Origin of the sequence: Marseilla massiliensis (assembly GCF_023336985.1) — a bacterium.
Classification (GTDB): Bacteria; Bacteroidota; Bacteroidia; order Bacteroidales; family Bacteroidaceae; genus Prevotella; species Prevotella intestinigallinarum.
Genome location: NZ_JAMBLP010000005.1, coordinates 220,970 through 240,485, shown reverse-complemented (window position 1 = coordinate 240,485; position 19,516 = coordinate 220,970). Strand labels below are relative to the sequence as shown.

Genomic DNA, 19,516 nt, shown 5'->3' with positions numbered 1-19,516 from the left:
AAATCATGTTTACCTTGCATCGTCCGAGTTGATGAGGTAGACGATGGTGTTGTACTTGATTTTCGCCTTGTTCTTCCGTATGTTGGACGACAGGGCGGATGTGGCGGAGTTGTACATGTTCTGCAGGGCCTGCAATGCAACGGCCTCGCCGGATATTCCTGAGCCGTAGCCGCCGTCGGACTCTATGTTGATGTCCTGCTGCACCACGTTGGAACCCGCGTCCTTCACGAAATCGCGGAACGAGGATTCGGGCACGTAGAAGCCCTCCATGCCGTCGTTGTCGAATACGGACAGCTTGACCTTGATGAACTTGTCCCCGGCAAGTATGCTGGTGATGGTAGCCTTCACTCGCTGGCTGGAGAATCCCGTCACCGTGCCGTAGAGGTAAGTGCCTTTCCTTAACTTGGTGCCGCTCACCGTCACGTTGTCAAGCAGCTTGAAGCGCAGGCGCGTGCCTTCCTTGGCCTTGGTGGTCTGGTCTATCATGGCGCGTATCAGCCTGGCTTCCGCCGTACCGTCGGGAGCGGCCACCGTATGGAACTTGTCCGCATTGGTGTCGGCAGACTTGATGACAAGGTTCGGGCGGTTTCGTTCCGCCTCTTCCTTGCGGATTCTCGCCAGCGAGTCGGCACGCTGCCTTTTGGCCGCCTCTTCCGCTTCCGGGTCGCCGAACCCAAGGCCGCGCCCGATGGCCTTCTGCCTCTCGTAGCTGCGGCGTTGGATTTCCTCCAGGTCACGGGCGAAGTCGTCCTGCGAAGTGTAGCCCATGCCACTGCTTCCATCAGACATACGGTCTGAAGGTGCATTGTTGCCATAGGCGTATGAATTGATGTGCCGCCTGGACTCCGCCAGCGAGCGTTCCAGTTCCTCCATTTCCTGCTGCCTACGGATGCGCTCTGCTTCCGCTGCGTCCAGTCCGTCCAGTTCCTCCTCGCTGTAGCCGTGTCCCGGCTCCTCTTTCTCCTCCTTTTCCTCGCCGATGCCGCCCACGGCGGTAAAGGCGTCCTCGTCGCCGAAGCGGCGCGACATCTCGTACATCTTGTCCCCTGCTTCCTCTGCGTGTGCTTCGGGTAGTTCCGTGTTGATGCGGTCAGTGGCCACGGCCTGTTCCGGCTCTCCGCCTCCCCCGAAGGTCTGCATCACGAAATACACCAGGGCGCACAGCGGTATGAAGATGACGGCCGGGAAGATGTACTTGGGTTGTTTGAAATTGACTTTAATCATGTTCTCCGTTGTTGTTGATGAATTTTACAATGTTCTCCAGCCGCCTGTACTGCCTGACAATGCGCAGGGAGTCACCGTGCGACTTCTGCCTGATGGCTATCAGGGAGTCGAGTTCCCGGCGGATGGCCCGTCCGCTGTCCGCCAGCTCCAGCATCGTGACACGGTGCAGCCCCTTGTTCGACTGTATGGCGTGGAAGCCTTGGAACAGGGGTTCCATGCTGGCGATGCCGTTGATGTCCGGTTTTACCATACTGTTTCCGTTTGAACTGCCCCTGCCCGTGACAAGGGAACACACCAGCAGAAGGGACAATATCCCCGTGACACAGGCGAAAGTCCTTTTCGGATGCTTCCGGGCCCAGATGTTCGCCAGACGGATGCGACCGGCCAACCGGAGTCTTTCCCCGGCCTTTCCCAGTTTGGGTTGCAGCCATGCGCGGATTTGCAGGTGCGTCCTTAGTCTGCTTTCCCGAAGTTTCTTTCTGATTCTCATATCCAAATCGCATTTAGTAGTCCAAATCCTTGTTTTCAAGCGTCCTCCAGTTGGTAATCAGCAGCCCGTGGGGATTGTTCCGCGTCCTTGGCACGGACTCAACATATCCGGTCGTGACCAAAGAACGCTTCAGGTCACGGGTGCGCCGCTTGATGAGCTGCGTGCCGTAGTAGGTGAACTTCCGTTCCTGTTCGTCGAAGTCGATGGAGTCGCACATGACGGTGCAGACCGCCGACGAGGAGATGATGTCGGAGTAAAAGCCGTTCTCGTCCATCGCCTGCTTCTGTTTCAACGCCGTGCCGTCCGCCATGTACATGGCCTTGCCGAGTGTCCACTTGATGTAGTCGTTGTCGGGCGGCAGGTTGAAGAAATACTGATGGAAGAGCTGGATGTGCGCCTTGGCCTCCATCGTGAAATTGGCCTCCAGCTGCGCGCGCTCGGCGAGGAACGGGATGTTGCCGTCCAATATGTATATCTGGTCCCTTTCCTTGTTCACCAAGGAAATGCAGCACCATACGGTGAAACCGCAGATGACGGCGCAACCGCCTATGGTGGCCAGCACCGTTATCATGGCGAGCCTTGTTTTCTGTGCCAGTGATTCTATGAGCATATTCTTGAAATATTAGGTTTATCTTCCTGATTTGGGCTTGACCATGGAAATCGCGCCCCCGGCCACCGAACCGGCCGCGCCTCCTGCCATGGAAGCGATGCCCGTCGCCGTGGAGCCTGCCGCCGTGGCCGCGCCCGAACTTACGCCGCCGGGGATGAGCCACGAGGCCACTTCCGGGACGAAACGTATAATGTACGCGCCGACCAGCATTCCCATGGCGTACATGCAGTTGGAGCCGATGCCCTGCAGCCCCAACGCGCCTATCTGCGACCATGAGTTGACCGAACCGTGAAGCAGGTGCTCGTAGGCCACCAAATCCTGTTGCAGGTTGTAAAGCAGGATGAAGTCAACGTAGTACAGGCACATGTAGGTCACGAAGCCCCACAGCGAGAGGGAAAGGAACTTGGACATCCACTGGCTCCACGCCGAGTTCCACGGCGGGGCGAGGGACAGGGCGAACATGATGGGGCAGAATATCATCATGATGGCCATGAAGATGCGCTGCGCCACGAGGATGCCGTAGTAGGACATCTGGAAAATCAGCTCTCCCACGAAGCGGATGACATCGTTTATCCATTCGCTGACCTTGGTCTCCGTGGCCACCACCGCCCGTTGGGCGTAGTTGTTGATGGTGTTGCCAAGGTTCTCCACGTTGTAGATGAGTTTGTCCCACCATGCGGCGTCCTGTCCGATGGCGGCCACCTGCTGCGCGGTTGCGATGGAATCCTGTACGGTGCGCAGCCGGTCAAGGTACTCGCTTTGTTTTTGAGCCACCTTCAGCTCGAAGGCGGCCACCTCTTTGTTCTTGGCCTGCGCCATCGCCTTGCTCGCGCTTTCAAGTCCCTTGCCGGGCACCTGCAGGGCGTCACATATCCACGAGGAGGAAGAGATGCAGATGGAGATGCCGACGATGCGGAGGAGCTTCATTACGTCCATGCCGCGCCGTCCGAGCATCATCATCCAGCACTCGTAGGAACCCACGCAGAGGGCGAGCAGCAGCCCGATGATACGGGCCAGTCCCACCGCGTCGCCCAGCACGGCCACGTTGGGGAACGTCTCCATGGCGACAAGGAGCTTGTCCAGGCTCTCGTCGATGGCCGGAAGGCCTATGGTCAATAAAACAGCAGACAGTTGCATAATCGTATTCTTATCTTCATGTAATACATTTTAATTCTAATAATGTGTGGCGGCCACGGCGCAGAGGTTGGCGGTCTGTTTCACGAGTGCCTCCATCTTTCCTTTGGCTTCTTCGTAGGCTTGCTGCCGCTTGGCGTTCTCCAGTCCGTAGCCCACGCCCGTCTTGCGGATATAGGCAATATCTGCGCAAAGGATTTCATTCTGCCTGCCCAGTTCGTCCACCTGCGGCTTCAACTTTCCGCCGCTTTTCGTCATGCAATAGAGCAGGCCGTCGGTGATGCAGTCCTGCATCCGGTTGAACTCGTCCTTGTAGGCCGGATAGGCCAGGTCAACGGCGCGGTCGGCCTCCCGGACAAGCTCCTCCTTGTACAGCTCTTCCACATATTTGCGTTCTTCCTCCACCTTCTCCAGCTTCTGCCGCTGGGTCTCCTCGGATATGACCCGTGTGGGCATGATGCGTTTGATGTTCGACTTGGATTCCTTGAAGCGGACACGGAAGCCGGACTTGAAGCCCGCCCATTTCCAATACATTTCCGCGCCGGAGTAACCCTTGTGCAGGAAATAATAGTACCAGTCGGGCGCGAAGTCCCACGGCCCGTTCTCCATGGACTGCCACTGTTTCTTCTTCTCGTTGTCACGGACGGGCACTTGTGCTTCCGCCACAACCGGGGCGAAGACTACACACAGCAATAATATGGCCTCTTTAACTTTCATATCCTTTGTTCCATTTGTCTATTATCGTTTTCGCTATCTCGTCCTTGACCTCGGAGTTCAGTATCTCCCAGATGTAATCCGGCTTCCATCCGCAGTCGGTAATGAGGTAGCAGTACAAGTTCGCGTTGTCGATGATGTACCTCGCCCTGTCGATGGTGGTTTTCAGCGTCATCACCAGGTTCAGCTTCTCGTCCATGGAAGCCTTCATCAGGTTGATGCCGGAAGTGGCCACCGACGCATAAAGCTTGTAGCAGTGCTTCACTTCCCTCGATATGGCCAGGTTGGCGTCGGCATAGTACCACGCCACGAAGGGCTTCTTGCTGACATGGCCGAACGTGTTGGAGGTGAAGTCCTTGTATTCCTTCACCAACCGGTACAGCGCGTTGGCCGTGGAAGAGATGGCGCCTGCCAGCACTAAGTAGGAATGGGCATTGTCCAGCTTGGTGTTCAGGGTGGTGCGCACGTCGTTGAACTTGCCGGCCCCCTTGGTGAGGAGCGACTGCTCGCCGAAGCTGGCGGCCACACGCTGCATGGCCTTGTCCTCGTCCTTCTTGACGGCCTTGTGCAAGGCAATCAGGGCCTCGATGGTCGGGAGGTCTTTGGGGATGACTCCGGCCGATACCCTGACGGGAAGCGACAGGACGGCGATTGCTATAAAGGCGGCAAAAAATGCCTTGCGATTTCCTATACCTTTTATATTATAGTCCATAGCTCTTGTTGTCTGGTTCAGTAATTGGAAGCTACAAGCCCGTTCCATGACTGGACAAGGCTGCCGACACGGTTCTTCATGGTCACCACGTTTGCCCAGCCCTCCGGGTTGATGGCAAAGAAGAGGTCGTCCGCTGTGGCATACTGTGCCATGAGCATCATTCCCTCCACCTTGTAGCGTATCTTCGTAAGGTCAGTATATATGCGGTTGGCCAGGGTCAGCCGCTCGTAGCGGTCGAGCAGGTTGTACCCGTCGCTTTTCCTCTCCGCCGTGGCTTCCCCTTTGAGCGGGTTCTGCACCCTGGCGTTGTTCACGATGTTCACGAAGTCGCCCACCAGTTGTTGGGTCTCGGCTACGAGGTTGCCGAGTTCATTGAGGCAAAGCAGCTTGTTCGTAAACTTCGCCCTGCCCACCGTTTCAATAAGTTCCGGCACGTCTTTGAGGATATCGAAGGCGCAGGTGCCTATCTCCTTGTAGTAAAGACTCTCCGTGCCGAAGCCGGAGATGTTTTCCATCGAGAGCTTGTACAGCTCCTTGATGGTGGCCATGCTCACGGTGTAGAGTTCCACCTTCTGTTTCTTGGAGGCGATGGAGTCCAGCCGCCGGTTGTGCTGCCCCTCGATGAGTTTCTGCGAGGCCAGGTTGGCACTCACCGTGGCGATGCAGTTGCGGTCTATGACGATGCGCCATCCGGCAAACGTGGGGGCGGACGCGGCAAACAGGAATGTTCCTAACAATATGTTTTTCAGCTTTCCCATAATGACATTACTTTTTGATGTTGGTTGACTTCTCTGGCGAACTCCAGGTACTTGGGGTTGCCTGCTTTCTTCCGGTCGGCCTCGATGCGCGTGATGGCCTCCTGCACCGTGCCGTAGTGCCGCAGGTATGTTTTCAACGCCTCTTTTTCCGTCCGCTCGGTGGTGTAGGCCCAGTAACATTCGGGGGCTTCCTCCACGCCGTAGACGTCGGAATGCTGTCCCCGGCATATCCACACCTCCTTGAAGTAGCTGCGCCCCTCGTGGTTGTCAAGCGCGTTGATGGTGAATATCTGCTGCCGCTGCACGGGGGTCAGTCCCAGTATGGCGGCTATCTGCTCGTACCTGTCCTTGAACTTGGACTGGTCGAGCAGTATCTTCACATCGGAATTATTTATGATGGCCTCCTTCACGATGGGCGAGTCTATCACGTCGTTCAGCTCCTGCGTGACCACCCCGGCGATGCCGTGGAACTTGCGGACGGTCTTGTACAGGTACTTGATGTACTCGGCCATCGTGGGCGAGGCGATGGCCTTCCACGCCTCTTCGATAATCAGAGCCTTGCGCCCCTTCTTGATGCGCATCTTCTGGAGGAACACGTCCATGATGATGAGTACCACGATGGGGAAAAGCACGGGGTCATCCTTTATCTTGTCAATTTCAAATACGATGAAACGCTCGTTGAAGAGGTCAACGTCCAGGTCGGCGTTCAGCGTCGTTTCCAGCTCGCCGCCCCGGTAGAACTGCTTGAGGATGGCGGCGAAGTTGTGTATGTCGAATGTTATTTTCTCCAGGGAAGTGATTTGCGGGATGCGCTCCACGGCGAACTCGTAGTAGGAGTTGAAGGAAAGTTCCTTGACCTTCAACCGCCGTTTCTGCTCCTCCATGCGGTCTATCTGCCTGTCAATCCTTACCAGCATGGTGTTCTCGTAAAGCTCCTTGCGGTATTTCTCCACGATATGTGCGGCGTGTTCCCTTTCGGACTCCGAGGCGGCCTTGTCTCGTATGAGTGCCATGAGCGAACGGCACTGGCGGACGAGTTTCATGCGCCTGACTTCCGAGGGGAGCAGCAGGGCGCGGCTTTCCGGCACTTCCGGCGAATCCTTGGCGTTTATCAGGCGGTCGATGTCCTCCATCTCATGGTTGTACTTCTCGTAGTCGTCATCCATCTTGGAGTCTACAAGCAGTTTCTGCCGCAACTCCGCACGCTGCTTCTCCGTAAATTTCTCGAACGGGTGGAAATAGGCATCGTAATACTCCACGATGGTCTGGTTGACTATCATGTCCTCTATCTTGCTGGGGAATGCGCTGCCCTTGAAAATGAGGAACACCAGCGATTTGAGGAAGTTCTTCTTCTCGCCGAAGTTCAGACCGTATTCCTCCGCCGTGACCTTGAAGGGGTTCATGGAGATGGGCTTCTCCTTGGAATAGGAAATATACGTGCCGCCGTAGTATCCACAGATGCCCTCGTAGGAGTCGCCCGTGTCCACCATGACCACATCCGTCTGCTGTTCCAGTAACTGGCGGACGACCGAGTTCATGTGGAACGACTTGCCGCTTCCCGAAGGCCCGATGCAGAAGAAGTTGGCATTGTCAGTCATCTTGACCTTGCCCTCCTTTCCCGTGATGTCGATGCAGACGGGTAGTCCCTGCCGGTCGGTGTAATATGTGGTCAGGGGCGTGTCCTCCGATTCCTTCAGGTGCTCCTTGAAGAAGAAGCACAGGGCGGCGTCCGACAGGGTGAGGAACAGGTCGTAGTCGGGATTGAAAGCGTAGGCGTTGCCGGGGAAGCTGTCGGTGAACAGCTCCAGCTGGTTGTAGGCCGTGCGAGAGGGCATGATGCCGCACCCGTACAGCTTGGTCTCCAGGTAGGAAGTGACCGGGGTGACCTTGTCCGCCGGGCAGCTCACTAGGATGTTGAAGTTGGCGTAGACCAGCAGCGAACTGTCCACGGCAAGCTTTTCCAAGACCTCCTCGATGTCGGCCTTGGCTATCCGGTTGCTCGGGTCGGGCATGGAGCCGTGACGCTTGGCCTTGGCCTGGAGCTTGCGGAGCAGCTTGCGCTGTCCGGGTATCTGCACCACCTGGTTGTACACCACGCAATCCGCATGGGGAACGCTTGTCAGAAACGAGAAAAGGTCTGTGGCGATGCCGTAGCCGTTGACGCTGGCCTGCGTGTAGGGCCTGATGCGTGAGGGCAGGTTTATCTCGTCGATGTCCACCAGCGGATAGGAGCGCACCACGCGGCCGCCCACCTTCAGGTACTCGTCCGAAGCCTTGAAGTTGCTCATGGAGAACGGGCCGTGGCGGAAGCGGAAGGCCATGAAGCGGTGGCAGTATTCGTCCACCTCGTCCCTTGTCAGCCGCCTGTGGCGGATGTGCCTCTCGCTCAGGATGTCCTCCGCCTTGGCCACCTTGGAATGGAACTCCGCCCACTTCTTCGGGTCGTACTGCACGAACTGGCCGCGCTGCGCCTCCTGCGTGATGACAAGGTAGGTGCGTATCTCGGTGAACTCCCTTCCCTCGAAGTAGCGGAAGTAGCTCCGCGTCAGGAACTCCGCATCCTCCGGCACGTCGTGGTGGTAGGCCTGTCTGCAGAAGATGTCCTGCTTCTGCAGGGCGTAGCCCTCGCCGAGTGTCTGTACGAGGTTAGAGAGCACGTCTTGGAAGCGCAGGTACTGCTCCGCGTCCGTGCATAGCTGCTGCACGGGGTTGGCCGTCTCGAATATGACCGAAGGCTCGCCCCTGGCGGAGAAGAGGACGGCATGGCCGTCCGTCTCTTCCAGCTGGGCGTAAAGCCCCTCGAATGCCCGTTTCCTGTTCTGTGCCATAGGATGCTTTCTGTTTTTATCAGTTCTTCAATTCTCTTTAATCCGTTTTCCGGATGTTCTTATAGACGTAGATTCCCTTCGCCCGTTTCTTGTTGTGCAGTCCGCCGCGCTGCTTCACGAAGATGGTGGCCAGCCCTGCGGCGGCCATCACCAGCATGGCGACGAACCCGGCGAGTTTCCCCAGGACGATGGAAAAGGCGATGAACCCCACGAAGGACACGCCTATGGCCACCGCCGCCAGCGTGAGGAAACGGCCCCGGATGCCCATGAACTCCAGCGGTTTCTGGAGTCCCTTGAACACGGGGAAGCCGTCCTGACCGTTCTTGTTTTCCTCCATGGCCTTACGTGAAGAAAAGCGGCAGAGCCTCTGACAATGCGATGAATGCGATACATCCGCCGATGGTCAGCATGATGGTCTTCTTGACATCCTGGTCGCCGTTCTGCATCTTAAAATAAACGTTAAAAGCGCCTACCAGCACGATGACCGCCGCAATGGCTTTCATGAGGTTGGAGACGGGTGTCTGGTAGGAGCTTACTTCCTGGGTGGCCTTGGTGAAGCCCGCCGCCCCCTTGCTGCCAGCCATGACGTCGCCGGCGGCGAGGGTGAGTGCCACGAGGGCGAGCGTGCCCTTCCGGGCGAACGCGGACTGCTTGAAACGGACGAATGCGCGTAGGCATCTTCTCTTTAATTCCTGCATTTCTTTAATTCGTTAAATGGTTGTTTCATCGCCGAAGGAACAGGGGTCGCTAAAGGAACGTGTGATTCTCACCTTGCGTTCTCGCAGGTGTATATGACCAGGCCGAGGTCGCTGGTGCCGCTTTCCGCCAGCCTGTCGATTTCGTGGATGAGGTCGTCCACAAGGATGCCGTCGGTCATGACGGCCTCACGGTAACCGGGACGGCGGAAGCCTTTTTCTTGGGGTGAGTCCGGTTCGGATTGCCCGTTGCCAACCGCCTCTTCCTTCTTTTCCTCGTCCCTGCTGACTCTGGTCGGGCGGAAGCTCTTTGCCTCGTCCGATATGTCTATCTCTTCTTCCGTATGGTTCTCCTTTTCCGCGTTCTGAGCCGCCTGCGCTGTCCTTATGTCCGTGAAGATGAGGAAGACGTAATAGCAGGCCATTGCCACGAAAAGGATAAAAACGATTTGTCCGTACTGCATGGCTATATGGCATTGAATAATGGTGTGTTGTCTCCGGGAAAAGGCAGAAAGGATAGTCCAAGTCTAGTGGCCTTGGCTTCCAGCCGGGCTTTCCGGCATGTGGCTTCGGTGAAGTACAGTATGTTCCTGTGTACGCCGGTGATGTATCCGTTGGCTTTCAGCCTGGAGCGTATCCTGACCTTGGCGCGGTGTGAGATAACCTTGAGGCGTGTGAGGGGGTCAAGACCGAATACAGCCCTGCGCCGTTCGCGGCGTACCAGCTCATTGCGGACACGGGACGACATCGCGTAACCCTTTGCCTTGCTCCGGCTCAGCCCCAGCTTGCGTGCCATGCGGCTGACTGTGGTGCGGCTGACGCCCAGGTCGCCGGCCATCTCGGCGTAGGAACGGTTGTCGAAGTGGCGGCTGATATGTCCGGCACGTTCCAGCCACCGGCTCTTGGCCAGCTTCTCCAGTCCGAGTTCGCGGGCTTTTTCCTTCACGGCCGTCACGCCTATCTGGAGCATATAGGCAGTATGTGCGGTGGTCTCCACGGGATAAAGCTCGGCAAGCCGGGAGAGCATGGTTTCTGTCCAGTCGATTCTACGCATGGGATTCGGGGTTATAGTTGTTGAACAATGATTTCTTCTCGCGGCGGTATTGCGCCAGTAGGGAAAGGTGGTTCTCGAAGAACGAGCGGATGATGGCGTTCACGAGGTCGGAACGGCAGCGGCCACGGATGTCGCAGTCGTCAAGCGAGTCGGCCAGGTCGCGGTCGAGTTTGCATACCAGACGGTCTGCCTTGCCGTTCCCGTCCGTCGGCGCTTCAAGGTAGGCCATGAAGTCCTGCCAGCACTTGTCACCGGGATGTGCGGTGCCTTGCTCCGCTTGTCCTTCTCCCTTGAATGCAGGTTCGTCGTCATTGATGCCTCTGGTGAGGTCGTCTATTTGTAATTCCTTGTTCATTACGCTATGGTCATTGATGGTTTATGTCTTTGGGGGTGCCGTCAACGAAAATTCCGGCGTATATTTTGTCGAACACCGGACTGACGATGCCGGCCTGCATATCCAGTTCCGCCACCGTGCTGAAACGTTCCATGTCGGCCCGCTTGGGAATCTTGTCCGTCACCAGCCCGTAGTTGGCGAAGGTCTTCCCCGTGTTCTCCCACAGTTCCAGCTCGGAGCGTTTGCCCACCCGTCCGTCATGGAGGTTGGGGACGATGAAGAGCCGGGCTTTCATCCGTCCGCCCACGGCCTTGCGCAGACGGTCGATGAACAGGAGGAAGCTCGCGGTGGAGGGGACGGTCACCAGGTCGTAATGGAACGGTACGACGATGATATCCGAGTTGACGAACATGGGTATCAGCCCCTCCGCCTTCAGGCTGCCGGGCGAGTCCATGAGCACCACGTCTATGCTGGGGTCGTTGTGCAGCTTCTCCATGAGCGCGGTCATGGCCTGCTTGTCGTTGGCCTCGTAGGCCAGCACGTCGTAGGGTACGGCTTCCTCGCCGTATTTCTTGATGTCGGCCTTGCGGCACTTCATGATGGAGTGCTGGAAATCGCAGTCGACGACCACGGCACGCACGCCCTTCGTCACAAGGTAGTTGGCGAAGGTGACGCAGAGGGTCGTCTTGCCGACTCCCCCTTTCTGGTTGGCGAATGTCACGATGACGGGTGTCTGTATCATTTTGTCCACGGTCGTTTGGTTCGGTGCAAAAGTATGCACCGGATAGGACGGTAACGAAATGCACAACACTTTTGTGCTTCAGGTCAGCCTGACCGAAGTATTTTATGCAGCGGATTAAAAGGTATGACGGCTTATGCGGCCAGACAGGTGACAAAAGGGAGTCTCCGTTTTTTCCTCATGGTCTACCGTTTAAGGTTGCGTCCGTCGTCAATGTCATCGTAGCCTCCCTTGCCGCCGACTTCCCACTCACGCTTTTCGGCATGGCTTCCGGCACCGGAATCCTTCAGTCCGTGTATGTGTATCTTCTTTCCGCCGTTTCCGGTGGAATGTGTCTGCTTGGCCTGTTGCTTCCGTGGCCGGGGTTTCAGCCGTTCCGTGTCAAGCCCTTCCGCCGCAAGGTCTATCACGATGTGTCTTTTAAAGTTGACGGCATATGCCGCGCCCGCTTCCTCGCGGATGATGAAGCCTTCCTCATGAAGGGCACTTTTCACGGAAAAGACGTTCTCGTCATTGAAGATTTCATGCAGGCGGCTGACGGCATCCGTATGGGACTGCGGCCTTTCGCCTGACAGGTCCACCAGATCAGGACGGTTCACCTTGAAGATTTTGCAGAGCAGATCGCGTTCAGCTTCTGTGGCCGGGTGGAACATCTCGATGAAACGGATGCGGTTGTTCCGGTCGATGGCTTCCGCCATGAACGGCTTTAACGGGCGTGTCTGTCCGTCAAAGTGGATGACGCCTTTCTTGATATAGGCACGCTGCTTCCTCAGCTTCTGGAAAATCTCGCCCTGCGTGATTTTCGGGTTGAGGGTGAGCAGCCGGTCTATGTAGTCCTCTATGCGTGCGAAGCGTTGTTCCGGGGTGGCGAAGTCCAGAAGCTGTTCCGTGGCCAGCACCCTTGCCCCGTTGATGACGGTACGGTGGGCGTGGTCGACAATCATGTAGCCGTAGGGCGCATCCTTCCTGCCGAAGAACACGAGGTCGATGCCGAACTTCTCCTTCAGCTCTTTCTGCAGCTCTTCCTTGCCGCCGCTCACGTCCCGGTATTTTTTGAGGATGCTCCGCAGCTGGCGGCAACGGGCGCGTTCCCTATAGCCGCTTTTGAAAAGCTGTTCGACTTCGGCCAACGGAATTTGCCGCTGCACCTTGCCGCCATGCTTGATAAATACGTTTTCATCTTTCTTATATACCTCATATCCCATAGAAACCATGATTGCCTTGAACTGGGCGAAAGAGGAGAAGGTATATTGCCTGGCCGCGTCCATGTCGTCGGCAATCTTCTTTTGCCTGTCCGTGCCGAGAATCCTGTCTATGACTTCCTGGGAACGCCTGCGCTCGTGACTATAGGCTATCTTCCTGCCGTCGGGGGCGACACGCGAGGTGATGATGTGCAGGTGGGTGTTGTCGGTGTCATGGTGGGCGTAGATGAGCCAAGGTTGTCCAGGTTCGGCATATCCCATTTCCTTGAGGTATCGGTGCGCGAAATCCAGCAGCTCGGATTCCGTCATCTCACGGCCTTTGCAGCTGACGGCCACATGGAACTGCGGTTTCCGGATGCGGCTGTTGGTGGAACTGTATTTTTTGAGATAGCCGGTAAGCTCCTCCGTGGTGGGTCTGCCTGCCAGACCGATTGTCCCGAAGTTCCGCATCTCGATGAGCCGGGCAAGCCCTTTCGATACCTTGTGTTCGTTGTAACCAACGGCATGGAAGTCCGCGCTTCCGGGTAATATGGTCGCTATCATCTTGGGGTGGTGTTATCTGGATTGGTGATATGTCTGGTTCTAAGGCTTGTTTATTCTTGATGTGAGGATGTCAAGTTGTCTTTTTATCCCGTTGACGGTTTCCTGTGTGTCCCGGATGAGCGGCAACAGAACTTCCCGGATATAGCTTGGGGGCAGCAACCCTGCAACCGCCAGCTCGTTGGCGCGCTTTACTGCCTGGTTGAGGTTTCCGCCTATATGGGACAGTTCGCCCTGGTATCTTCGGTAAAACGAACCGAGTTCCTGCATGAGTTCAAGCTGCTGCCTGACGCTTACGTTTGAATACTCTTCGAGTGCCTTGCGCACGTAGTGGCTTACGGTCTTGTATTCAGCCGATTTCTCCTTGAACTCCCGGACTTCTTCCGGGGTCATCCTTACCTTGATGTACTTGTTCCTATGTTCCTTCATGTTCCGGTTTGTTTGCAACCGGGATTGTCTTACCTTATTTCGCAGGGCGAAACAGCGGCGGTGCCGCTCTGGTGCAGGGCATCCGGCAAGTCACTTTTTGGGAGAACAAACGGTGTTTTGTGGCCACAAAAGTACAACTTGCTTGGAAAATCCTGCAACGCAGGGCAATATCATCCCGGGTTCTTTTTTGCACCAAAATTACCGTGGAAAGTGGCTTCCGTACAAAATGCACAACACTATTCTTCAAGGAGCGTACCATTTTGACCGTGGTGTCAAGGACATCCGATTGCCGGGTATGCCAGTGAATTTTGCTTTGTATTTATGTATATGATGTTTTTCGATTGTGTAGAATTTCGATATATGGGATGAAGATTAGGCTAGTTTCAGGTGGGTGGTTATGTCGATTCATCCATCCGTGAATTATCGGGAACATTATCCGCTCGTCCGACAACAGGAGGGAAAAGGAAACTGCGGTTTTCATTTAACAGATTAGTAATGAGCTTGGATTTTTCAGTAGAATACAATAAGGTTATGGGTGGTTAAGTAGTCCATTACATTCCTTTGCATCCATTCATCAGACTTGAATAACCAGAAATATATGCACTTGACAACCTTGAATTTTGGGAAATACGACACTTGTCACCCGTATCTTCCAAGCTATGGATATGAAGCAATCTTGATATGCAAGCGTAATGGATATTCATCTGACAATTAGTGATTTTACCGGGAAATAGTTGCTGTAAAATTTCCATATCTCGTTGATTTTTAGTATATTTAAGGTGAAAATAGCCTCGTATGGCTTATGGCTTCACTTGAATTTGAAGATATATGTTTGAACTGTTACTGATAATATACCTGGTGCCGGTCATCATCGTGCTTTCGCTGTTGTGGCGGTTGGTATTATGGCTGGCAAGGAACGTGCTGTGGCTTACCGGATGGCTGATGAAGAGGGGATGTGTCTTTTTATGGAAGGGGTTGTTGCTGTTAGTCGGCATCTTCTTGGGGCGATGTGGCGCAAACCGTCCGCCGAATTCAAGATAATGGCGAAACAGCAAAGCCGCACCTGTCTCGAAAGGGCAGGTACAGCTTCGTGCTGTATTCGGATGGAATGGTGTTTTTCCCTCATGTCAGGTGTTAGCCCTTACTGACAAACGGGCTAAAATCCTTTTCCCTTGCTTCTCTCATATACCACTTCCTTCTGGGTATCACAGTTGGTGATACGGAACTGTACGGTGCATCCGGTCGGTATGTCGCTCGGAAGCTTGTTTGCCAGCTTGGCAATCACTTGGTCAACATTGCTGAAACCGATGTCCGTAAATTCGGAAAGCACCTTTCCTTTGAAATAGGCCCGTCCGAGAATCATCATCTTCTTGGATATGCGGAACAGCTTGTCTGCCGGAGCCTCAATGTCACGCGCTTTGCCTTGCTTGCTCTTCTCGTCACTGAAAAAGATGAAGTCGATGACCTTGGCGTTCAGCCTCCATGCCGGGGTGAAGTCTATCTTGACATAGCCACGGGTGACATTCAGCCCGTGGCTGTGGTTCATGCCGAACGCCACTTCATAAAGGTTGGCATCACAGTCATTTTGGGCGATGGTCGCCCACGTGTGCCGGAACGTGTAATAACAGTAGTAGTCCTCCTTTTTCATGCCCATGTCGGCGCATATCTTGCGTATTCCGATATTCACGTTGGCATTGAAACTGTCGGAGTTGCTGTAACGGCTGTGGAATACGAACAGGTATTCATCATCCTCGCCGGACAAATACTTCTCAAAAGTGGACTGGATAAATGGTTCGATACGCATTTCCATGTATGCCTCGTCTTTCCGGCTGTTGCGGGTCTTGGCTCTTTTATAGCCGATAATGCCATTGTTGTAGTCCTTCTTTTTGAGTTCGTAAAGGTCAACGGTATTGATGCCACCAATGCACAACGAAAGAAGAGCCACATCCCGGCCAAGCTCCGGAAGGGGAGACAGCATCTTTGTTTTTGGAAGCGGACGGTTGAAGAACTCACGGCAAGCTTCCGCACTGATTGCCCTTTGCACTGTGCTATCTGATTTTGGAATCTTTATTTTCAGCCAAGGGTTGAACTTTATACGCATGATGCCACGTTCTTCATCGTTTAACTCGATAATGGCTTTTTTGAAAATCTGTCTCACACAAGTAGGATACATTTCTTTGGCTCGGTTTGTTTTTGCCAGACTGTCTATCCATTTTTTCAAAACAACAGAGGTAAGTGTGCTGAACATAATTTGTGTCGTTCCCAAATATCGCTCAAGATGATTAACGGCAAGCTGATAATTTTTTGCATTTCGAGCATGACCACCATTTATCATTTGAGCAATGAAATTAGCTGCGAACTCACTAAAGTTTACATCACCATCCGAGTGCTGAAGAAATTCTATCAACTCAGAGACTGAATAGTTTGATACCTCATGACGATTAATCATATCAGAGTAGCGTAATATTTCACGCGAACAAAATTCATTCACTACCGCATCCTTAATTTCCCCAGCTTTGGTAAGTTGCTTATCGGTGATAAACTTGTCTGTCTTTATATATCCCATTTTTGAGCGGTGAATGACACGGATATAGACTTGGTAGAAGCCATCGGCTCTCTTGTACCTTACGATTGCTTTAAATGTTGCCATAAATTGTTGGTTTGTAATGAATTACTTTTGTATGTCCTTTTGTATGCGCAGCATCAGAATTTCGTATGTAATTTGTATGCAAGAGCCGTTTATTTGGCTCAATTTATGCGGTCAAATGAACGAACCGTATAAAAACAGTTTAGGCTGTAATGCCTGTCATACAGGACATTACAGCCTAAATCAATGCCTAAGATATTTTTAGAGAGTATCCTCTATCGCAGCCTGCGCCGCTGCCAAGCGTGCTATGGGCACGCGGAATGGTGAGCAGCTAACATAATTCAAGCCTACCTTGTGGCAGAACTTGACAGATGAAGGCTCACCGCCATGCTCGCCGCAAATACCGCATGTGAGGTTGGGACGAGTGTTGCGGCCCTTGTCGACAGCCATCTTGATAAGCTGGCCAACGCCATTCTGGTCGAGCACCTGGAACGGATCGACATTAAGAATCTTCTTATCGAGGTAAACGGGCAAGAAGCTTGCAATGTCGTCGCGGCTGTAACCGAATGTCATCTGCGTGAGGTCGTTTGTTCCAAAGCTGAAGTATTCGGCCTTCTTGGCAATGTTGTCGGCGGTCAGTGCCGCACGAGGTATCTCGATCATCGTACCGACGCGGAACGGAATCTCCACTCCCTCTTCCTTGAACAGGGCCTTGGCTGTATCACGTATCACCTTCTCCTGCGCATCGAACTCATTGACAATTCCAATCAGCGGCACCATGATTTCAGGATGCGGGTCGTGGCCTTCCTTCTTCAACTGTATGGCAGCACCAAGTATTGCCTTAGTCTGCATTGCCGTAATCTCGGGATATGTGTTTCCAAGGCGGCATCCGCGGTGGCCGAGCATCGGGTTGTGCTCGCTCAGACTGTTTACTCGATGCTGGATTTCCTGTACGGAAACGCCCATCTCTTTGGCCATGGCCTCCTGTCCGGCAAGGTCGTGGGGCACAAACTCATGGAGAGGAGGATCAAGCAGACGTATGTTTACAGGATATCCGTCCATTGCCTTCAGTATGCCGTAGAAATCCTGCTTCTGATATGGCAACAGTTTCTCAAGAGCCTTTTCACGGCCTTCCACTGTATCTGCCAAAATCATTTCACGCATGGCCTTGATCTTCTCGTTCTCAAAGAACATGTGCTCCGTACGGCAGAGACCTATGCCGACAGCTCCGAAGTTGCGTGCCACCTCAGCGTCGTGGGGTGTATCGGCGTTGGTGCGTACAACCAGCTTGGTGTACTTGTTGCACAGTTCCATCAGTGCAGCAAAGTCGCCGGTAACCTCAGCGGGCTTTGTCTTCACCTCGCCATAGTATACCTCGCCGGTTGAGCCGTTGAGTGAAAGATAGTCGCCTTCTTTCAATACCACGCCGTCAATCTCTACCGTGCGCGCCTTGTAATCAACATTGATAGCGCCTGCACCCGACACACAGCACTTGCCCATGCCGCGCGCCACCACTGCAGCATGTGACGTCATGCCGCCACGTGCCGTAAGGATGCCTTCGGCGGCCGACATTCCTGCCAAGTCTTCGGGGCTTGTCTCGATTCTTACCATCACCACCTGGTGACCGTTGGCATGCCATTCTTCAGCATCGTCGGCAAAGAATACAATCTGTCCGCAAGCAGCACCCGGCGATGCAGGCAGTCCGCGGGTAAGCACGCGAGCCTTCTTCTGAGCCTCCTTGTCGAACACCGGGTGGAGCAGCTCGTCGAGCTTGTTGGGCTCGCAACGCAACAATGCAGTCTTCTCGTCAATCTCACCCTCGCGCAGCAAGTCCATGGCAATCTTCACCATGGCCGTACCGGTGCGCTTGCCGTTTCGGGTCTGCAAGAACCACAGCTTGCCTTCCTGCACGGTGAACTCCATGTCCTGCATGTCATGGTAATGCTTCTCCAATTTGTCCTGGAGAGCGTTGAGCTGTGCAAAAATCTCGGGCATGGCCTCTTCCATCGACGGATACTTGCTTACCCTGACCGACTCATCGATGCCCTGCTGCGTAGCCCAGCGGCGTGAGCCCTCCTTGGTAATCTGCTGCGGAGTGCGTATTCCAGCCACAACGTCCTCACCCTGTGCGTTGACCAGATACTCGCCGTTGAATATGTTCTCGCCAGTGGCGGCATCGCGGCTGAAACAAACGCCGGTTGCAGAGGTGTTGCCCATGTTTCCGAACACCATGGCCATGACTGTAACAGCCGTACCCCACTCTGCGGGTATACCCTCCATCTTGCGATAAAGGATGGCGCGCTCATTCATCCAAGAGTCGAACACTGCACAGATGGCGCCCCAGAGCTGCTCCATCGGGTCTGTCGGGAAATCCTTGCCCGTCTGCTCCTTTATGGCAGTCTTGAACAGCTTGACAAGCTGCTTGAGCTCATCAACATTCATCTCGTTGTCAAGCGTAATGCCGCGCTGGGCCTTCACCTTTTGTATAATAGCCTCAAACGGGTCGATGTCTTCCTTGTTTACCGGCTTCATGCCAAGCACAACGTCGCCATACATTTGCACGAAGCGGCGGTAGCTGTCGTAAGCGAAACGCTCGTTGCCAGTCTTCTTGGCCAATCCTTCAACAACGTCATCGTTGAGACCGAGGTTAAGGATGGTGTCCATCATGCCAGGCATGGATGCCCGGGCGCCAGAGCGCACGCTGACGAGAAGCGGGTTGTCCACGTCGCCAAACTTGCTGTTCATGAGGTTTTCGATATGGCTGACGGCCTTGGCTACATCGTCTTTGAGCAAAGCCACTACATCGTCCTTACCTTTCTCAAAATATTCATTGCACACATCGGTAGTGATTGTAAATCCGGGAGGTACAGGTACGCCGATGAGGTTCATTTCGGCCAGGTTTGCTCCCTTACCTCCAAGCAGATTCCTCATATCTGCCCTACCCTCGGCTTTACCGTTGCCGAAGGTATAAACTCTTTTTTCATTCATAAGTTAGTTTTGTTTATGATTGACATTTTACAATTTGTAATTCGTTTTGCAAATATAAATGATTTATCATTATGTAGCAAGAAAATGCAAGAAAAAATTGATGTGTGGAGTTTACATTTCAACATTTTCGCCATGCATGAGCGTTTTTCACGCGGGTATGGCTTGGCATCGGCCAGTGAAAATTATCCTTACAACATACTGTCGCCAACGGCTCCATGGCCTCCTTTTGACGGGCCGTTGGACCAATATGGCCCATTTTGAAGTGAGAAACGGGCCGTTTTAAGCGACAATTCGGCCCGTTTCGGGCTGCAATACGGCCCAAATGGCAAGGCGCTGATTTACAGTCCGATTACCCGCAGAGGCATCAATACGGAAATATACGTACACTGCGCCCCGGTGCCACCGGCCGGCCAGCGGGTGGAAAACCCAGTGGCTGCGGCGCATGGGGGCATAAATATTTTGCTTTTTTGCCCGGCAC

At 54.2% G+C, this 19,516-nt stretch carries 19 protein-coding genes; 1 reads left to right on the top strand and 18 read right to left on the bottom strand.

The annotated features are described in order from the left end of the window. Positions 1 to 9: 9 nt before the first annotated feature. From traM to ppdK, 18 genes are all read right to left on the bottom strand, one after another. Positions 10 to 1,224 (bottom strand): conjugative transposon protein TraM, encoded by a 1,215-nt coding sequence (traM, locus tag M3089_RS06080; RefSeq protein ID WP_249082481.1) that lies wholly within the window; start codon positions 1,222 to 1,224, stop codon positions 10 to 12. Continuing rightward, the gene (locus M3089_RS15915; RefSeq protein WP_394802243.1) at positions 1,217 to 1,474 is read right to left on the bottom strand and encodes a hypothetical protein; all 258 of its coding nucleotides are present in this window, start codon (positions 1,472 to 1,474) and stop codon (positions 1,217 to 1,219) included. The genes traM and M3089_RS15915 overlap by 8 nt, the downstream gene beginning before the upstream one ends. Positions 1,475 to 1,727: 253 nt before the next feature. Then, positions 1,728 to 2,324, bottom strand: coding sequence for a conjugative transposon protein TraK (gene traK, locus M3089_RS06070; RefSeq protein WP_087207505.1), 597 nt, complete (start codon positions 2,322 to 2,324; stop codon positions 1,728 to 1,730). An 18-nt stretch (positions 2,325 to 2,342) separates the two neighbouring features. After that, positions 2,343 to 3,461 (bottom strand): hypothetical protein, encoded by a 1,119-nt coding sequence (locus M3089_RS06065; protein ID WP_087207503.1) that lies wholly within the window; start codon positions 3,459 to 3,461, stop codon positions 2,343 to 2,345. Between the two features lie 36 nt (positions 3,462 to 3,497). Next, complete coding sequence (locus M3089_RS06060) at positions 3,498 to 4,175, bottom strand: DUF5045 domain-containing protein (protein WP_249082477.1); 678 nt, start codon at positions 4,173 to 4,175, stop codon at positions 3,498 to 3,500. Continuing rightward, positions 4,165 to 4,884 carry a hypothetical protein gene (locus M3089_RS06055; protein ID WP_249082473.1) on the bottom strand — a complete coding sequence of 240 codons (720 nt, stop codon included), beginning with the start codon at positions 4,882 to 4,884 and terminating at the stop codon, positions 4,165 to 4,167. The genes M3089_RS06060 and M3089_RS06055 overlap by 11 nt, the downstream gene beginning before the upstream one ends. A 17-nt stretch (positions 4,885 to 4,901) precedes the next feature. Beyond that, entirely contained in the window at positions 4,902 to 5,642 is a 741-nt protein-coding gene (locus M3089_RS06050) for a hypothetical protein (RefSeq protein WP_249082470.1), read from the bottom strand. Further along, positions 5,630 to 8,470 carry a TraG family conjugative transposon ATPase gene (locus M3089_RS06045; protein ID WP_249082467.1) on the bottom strand — a complete coding sequence of 947 codons (2,841 nt, stop codon included), beginning with the start codon at positions 8,468 to 8,470 and terminating at the stop codon, positions 5,630 to 5,632. The genes M3089_RS06050 and M3089_RS06045 overlap by 13 nt, the downstream gene beginning before the upstream one ends. 37 nt (positions 8,471 to 8,507) lie before the next feature. Then, entirely contained in the window at positions 8,508 to 8,807 is a 300-nt protein-coding gene (locus M3089_RS06040; RefSeq protein WP_249082466.1) for a DUF4133 domain-containing protein, read from the bottom strand. 4 nt (positions 8,808 to 8,811) lie between these two features. Continuing rightward, positions 8,812 to 9,168 carry a DUF4134 domain-containing protein gene (locus tag M3089_RS06035; RefSeq protein ID WP_249082463.1) on the bottom strand — a complete coding sequence of 119 codons (357 nt, stop codon included), beginning with the start codon at positions 9,166 to 9,168 and terminating at the stop codon, positions 8,812 to 8,814. 68 nt (positions 9,169 to 9,236) lie between these two features. After that, positions 9,237 to 9,629: a hypothetical protein gene (locus M3089_RS06030; protein ID WP_125105079.1), complete on the bottom strand. Its 393-nt coding sequence runs from the start codon at positions 9,627 to 9,629 to the stop codon at positions 9,237 to 9,239. Positions 9,630 to 9,631: 2 nt separating this feature from the next. After that, on the bottom strand, positions 9,632 to 10,219 hold the full coding sequence (locus M3089_RS06025) for a MarR family transcriptional regulator (RefSeq protein ID WP_249082460.1): 588 nt from the start codon (positions 10,217 to 10,219) through the stop codon (positions 9,632 to 9,634). Next, positions 10,212 to 10,574, bottom strand: coding sequence for a hypothetical protein (locus tag M3089_RS06020; RefSeq protein ID WP_087207491.1), 363 nt, complete (start codon positions 10,572 to 10,574; stop codon positions 10,212 to 10,214). Before M3089_RS06020 ends, M3089_RS06025 begins: the two co-directional genes overlap by 8 nt. A 10-nt stretch (positions 10,575 to 10,584) precedes the next feature. Next, a complete protein-coding gene (locus M3089_RS06015) occupies positions 10,585 to 11,295 on the bottom strand; it encodes a ParA family protein (RefSeq protein WP_087207586.1) in 711 nt (236 codons plus the stop codon). Between the two features lie 182 nt (positions 11,296 to 11,477). Further along, positions 11,478 to 13,037, bottom strand: coding sequence for a relaxase/mobilization nuclease domain-containing protein (locus tag M3089_RS06010; protein ID WP_087207488.1), 1,560 nt, complete (start codon positions 13,035 to 13,037; stop codon positions 11,478 to 11,480). Positions 13,038 to 13,076: 39 nt separating this feature from the next. After that, complete coding sequence (locus M3089_RS06005) at positions 13,077 to 13,463, bottom strand: plasmid mobilization protein (RefSeq protein ID WP_087330311.1); 387 nt, start codon at positions 13,461 to 13,463, stop codon at positions 13,077 to 13,079. A gap of 1,156 nt (positions 13,464 to 14,619) precedes the next feature. Further along, positions 14,620 to 16,113 (bottom strand): tyrosine-type recombinase/integrase, encoded by a 1,494-nt coding sequence (locus M3089_RS06000; protein ID WP_249082457.1) that lies wholly within the window; start codon positions 16,111 to 16,113, stop codon positions 14,620 to 14,622. A gap of 198 nt (positions 16,114 to 16,311) precedes the next feature. After that, positions 16,312 to 19,038 carry a pyruvate, phosphate dikinase gene (gene ppdK / locus M3089_RS05995; RefSeq protein ID WP_249082454.1) on the bottom strand — a complete coding sequence of 909 codons (2,727 nt, stop codon included), beginning with the start codon at positions 19,036 to 19,038 and terminating at the stop codon, positions 16,312 to 16,314. A gap of 15 nt (positions 19,039 to 19,053) precedes the next feature. On the opposite strand from ppdK, the gene M3089_RS05990 reads away from it, so the two are divergent. Beyond that, a complete protein-coding gene (locus M3089_RS05990) occupies positions 19,054 to 19,299 on the top strand; it encodes a hypothetical protein (RefSeq protein WP_249082451.1) in 246 nt (81 codons plus the stop codon). Positions 19,300 to 19,516 lie beyond the last annotated feature (217 nt).

What these genes read in the sequence shown, in the direction of transcription:
- traM (WP_249082481.1), bottom strand. Translation starts at nt 1,224, where the DNA reads ATGATTAAAGTCAATTTCAAACAACCCAAGTACATCTTCCCGGCCGTC.
- M3089_RS15915 (WP_394802243.1), bottom strand. Translation starts at nt 1,474, where the DNA reads ATGGTAAAACCGGACATCAACGGCATCGCCAGCATGGAACCCCTGTTC.
- traK (WP_087207505.1), bottom strand. Translation starts at nt 2,324, where the DNA reads ATGCTCATAGAATCACTGGCACAGAAAACAAGGCTCGCCATGATAACG.
- M3089_RS06065 (WP_087207503.1), bottom strand. Translation starts at nt 3,461, where the DNA reads ATGCAACTGTCTGCTGTTTTATTGACCATAGGCCTTCCGGCCATCGAC.
- M3089_RS06060 (WP_249082477.1), bottom strand. Translation starts at nt 4,175, where the DNA reads ATGAAAGTTAAAGAGGCCATATTATTGCTGTGTGTAGTCTTCGCCCCG.
- M3089_RS06055 (WP_249082473.1), bottom strand. Translation starts at nt 4,884, where the DNA reads ATGGACTATAATATAAAAGGTATAGGAAATCGCAAGGCATTTTTTGCC.
- M3089_RS06050 (WP_249082470.1), bottom strand. Translation starts at nt 5,642, where the DNA reads ATGGGAAAGCTGAAAAACATATTGTTAGGAACATTCCTGTTTGCCGCG.
- M3089_RS06045 (WP_249082467.1), bottom strand. Translation starts at nt 8,470, where the DNA reads ATGGCACAGAACAGGAAACGGGCATTCGAGGGGCTTTACGCCCAGCTG.
- M3089_RS06040 (WP_249082466.1), bottom strand. Translation starts at nt 8,807, where the DNA reads ATGGAGGAAAACAAGAACGGTCAGGACGGCTTCCCCGTGTTCAAGGGA.
- M3089_RS06035 (WP_249082463.1), bottom strand. Translation starts at nt 9,168, where the DNA reads ATGCAGGAATTAAAGAGAAGATGCCTACGCGCATTCGTCCGTTTCAAG.
- M3089_RS06030 (WP_125105079.1), bottom strand. Translation starts at nt 9,629, where the DNA reads ATGCAGTACGGACAAATCGTTTTTATCCTTTTCGTGGCAATGGCCTGC.
- M3089_RS06025 (WP_249082460.1), bottom strand. Translation starts at nt 10,219, where the DNA reads ATGCGTAGAATCGACTGGACAGAAACCATGCTCTCCCGGCTTGCCGAG.
- M3089_RS06020 (WP_087207491.1), bottom strand. Translation starts at nt 10,574, where the DNA reads ATGAACAAGGAATTACAAATAGACGACCTCACCAGAGGCATCAATGAC.
- M3089_RS06015 (WP_087207586.1), bottom strand. Translation starts at nt 11,295, where the DNA reads ATGATACAGACACCCGTCATCGTGACATTCGCCAACCAGAAAGGGGGA.
- M3089_RS06010 (WP_087207488.1), bottom strand. Translation starts at nt 13,037, where the DNA reads ATGATAGCGACCATATTACCCGGAAGCGCGGACTTCCATGCCGTTGGT.
- M3089_RS06005 (WP_087330311.1), bottom strand. Translation starts at nt 13,463, where the DNA reads ATGAAGGAACATAGGAACAAGTACATCAAGGTAAGGATGACCCCGGAA.
- M3089_RS06000 (WP_249082457.1), bottom strand. Translation starts at nt 16,113, where the DNA reads ATGGCAACATTTAAAGCAATCGTAAGGTACAAGAGAGCCGATGGCTTC.
- ppdK (WP_249082454.1), bottom strand. Translation starts at nt 19,038, where the DNA reads ATGAATGAAAAAAGAGTTTATACCTTCGGCAACGGTAAAGCCGAGGGT.
- M3089_RS05990 (WP_249082451.1), top strand. Translation starts at nt 19,054, where the DNA reads ATGATTGACATTTTACAATTTGTAATTCGTTTTGCAAATATAAATGAT.